At 73.8% G+C, this 2,604-nt stretch carries 1 protein-coding gene; it reads right to left on the bottom strand.

The genetic code is table 11. From position 1 onward, the window contains the following. Window positions 1-194: 194 nt before the first annotated feature. A partial coding sequence (locus C1I92_RS32850; protein WP_111258823.1) for an MMPL family transporter occupies window positions 195-2,604 on the bottom strand: 2,410 nt, incomplete at its 5' end.

Genomic DNA, 2,604 nt, shown 5'->3' with positions numbered 1-2,604 from the left:
GCCCTACAGAGCGCCCCCGCCGCTTCGTCACCTGATCGTTTTCGCGAGAACGATCAGGTGACCAACCGCCCGCTGGGAGGCGCCCGTCGTCACCTGATCAACTCCACGATGTGGACGCGAAACGATCAGGTGACTCAACCGGCGGCGGGGGCGCTCGGTAGGTCACCTGATCGTTTCGCCGGCGTCGTGCCGGATCAGCGGGCCGGCACCAGCTCCGGCTCGTCGGCGCCGCGGGCCGGGTCGGCGGCGTCGGGCAGGAAGAGCTCCGGCCGGCCCTCGACGTGCAGCTGCGGCAGCCGGCGGTCCAGCCAGGACGGCAGCCACCAGTTCGCCCGTCCGAGCAGGTGCATGACGGCGGGGACGAGGAGCATCCGCACGATGGTCGCGTCCACGAGGATCGCCGCGGCCATGCCGACGCCGATGACCTTGAGGAACACCTCCGGGCTCGGGATGAACGCCGCGAACACCGCGACCATGATCGCCGCGGCCGCCGTGATCACCCGGCCGGTGCCGGCCAGGCCCTCGACGATCGCGCGGGCGTTGTCACCGGTCCGCGTCCACGCCTCGCGCATGCGGCTGATCAGGAACACCTCGTAGTCCATCGACAGCCCGAACAGCACCGCGAAGACCAGCACCGGGATGAACGCCGGCATCGGCGTCTCGGTGTCGATGCCGATCAGCTGCCCGGCCCAGCCGCCCTGCAGCACCAGCGCGACCACCCCGTAGGCGGCGGCGACGGAGAGCAGGTTCATCAGCGCGGCGGTGATCGGGATGACGATGCTGCGGAACGACACGAGCAGCAGCACCATCGAGAGCAGCACGACGCCGCCGATCAGCAGCGGCAGCCGCTCGGCCGTGTTCTCCGTCGAGTCGATCGATGTCGCCGTGACACCGCCGACGTGCACCTCGACGCCGGCGCCCGGCAGCACGTCGTCGCGCAGGGTGTGGATGACGTCCTCCGTCGCGGCGTCCTGTGGACCGGTGGCCGGCAGGACGGTGAGCAGCGCGGCGTCGCCGGCCTCGTTGACGATCGGCGGCATGACGGCGGCGACGCCCGGCGTCGCGGCGACGGCGTCGGCCAGCGCCGGCAGCCGCTCCGCGTCGGCCGGGTCGGCGAGGTCCGCGACCAGCAGCAGCGGGCCGTTGGCGCCGTCGCCGAAGCCCTCGGAGAGCAGGTCGTAGGCCTGTCGCGAGGACCGGTCCTCCTGGTTGTTGCCGGCGTCGGGGAAGCCGAACCGGACGCCGAGGAACGGCGCCGCGAGCGCCAGCAGCAGGCCGACGCCGACCACGGTCGCGATGATGCTGTGCCGGTCGACCAGGCGGCCCCAGCGCATCCACGTCCGCGACGGCTCGACGTGCCCGCCGGCGGCGAGCTGAGCCGCCGGGCGGCGACGGCCGAGCGGGAGGCGCAGGCGCTCGATGCGGTGCCCGAAGAAGCCGAGCAGCGCTGGGAACAGCGTCGCGGCGGCGGCCATCACGACCAGGACGGCGACGATCGTCACCAGCGCGGCGCCCTGCATGAACGTCAGGCCCATGGCGAACAGGCCGAACATGCTGATCATGACGGTGCTGCCGGCGACCATGACCGCGCGGCCGGCGGTGTCGAGCGTCGCGACGGTCGCGCGCTCGGGGTCCAGTCCGGCGGCGCGCCATTCGCGGAACCGCGTCACCATGAGCAGGACGTAGTCGATGCCCAGCGCGATGCCCATCATCGTCGCCAGCGCCGTCGCCCAGTCCGGCACGTCGACGACGGCGGCGACCAGTCCGGTGAGCATGCCGCTCAGCGCCAGCCCGGCAACGGCGACGACCAGCGGCAGCCCGGCCGCCACCACCGTGCCGAACGTGATGAGCAGGATCACCGCGGCGGCGGCCATGCCGATCGCCTCGGAGCCGATCTCGCCCTGCTCCGCCAGCGCGACGGTCTGCCCGCCGAGCGCGATCTCCAGCCCCGGCCGTTCCGCCGCGTCGGCCATGGCCAGCAGCTCGTCGGTCTCCTCGACCGGCATGTCGTCGGGCAGGACGACGTCGAGGTTGACGGTCGCAACGAGGATGTCGCCGTCCTGGCTGATGCCGCCCGGCGTCGTGTACGGATCGTCGACGGCGACGACGTGCGGCTGGTCCCGCAGTTGGTCGAGTAGCGCGGTGACGTCGGCCTGGACCGTCGGGTCCGCGACGCCGCCGTCCGCCCGCACGACGACGTCGATGGTGTCGCCGGACTGGGCGGGGAAGCGGTCTTCGAGCAGGTCCTGGGCCTGGCGGGAGTCAGAGCCGGGCGCGGAGTAGTCGGCGGTGAAGTCGCCGGCGAAGGCGGACGAGAGCCCGAACGCGGCCGCGATCGCCACCACCCACGCGGCGATCACCCGTCCGCGGCGGCGGTAGGCCACCCCGGCCAGCCGGCCCAGCACCCCTGGCCGCTGGGTCTCGGCGGGCGGGGTCGCGCCGTGAGCGGAGCGCCCGTTCGACCCAGCACCCGCCCAGCCGACCGCTGCCTGCCCGGTGCCGGTCTGCCCCGCGGCGCTGTGCCCGTCGCGCCCGGCGCTGGCCTGCCCGGCGGCGGTCTGCTCGGTGCGCCCGTTCCGCCCGGCGGCCGCGTCGTCCGCCGGG

Origin of the sequence: Jiangella anatolica (assembly GCF_003236295.1) — a bacterium.
Classification (GTDB): Bacteria; Actinomycetota; Actinomycetes; order Jiangellales; family Jiangellaceae; genus Jiangella; species Jiangella anatolica.
Note: the sequence above shows the minus strand (reverse complement) of the source record. Positions and strands in the feature narration are given on the sequence as shown.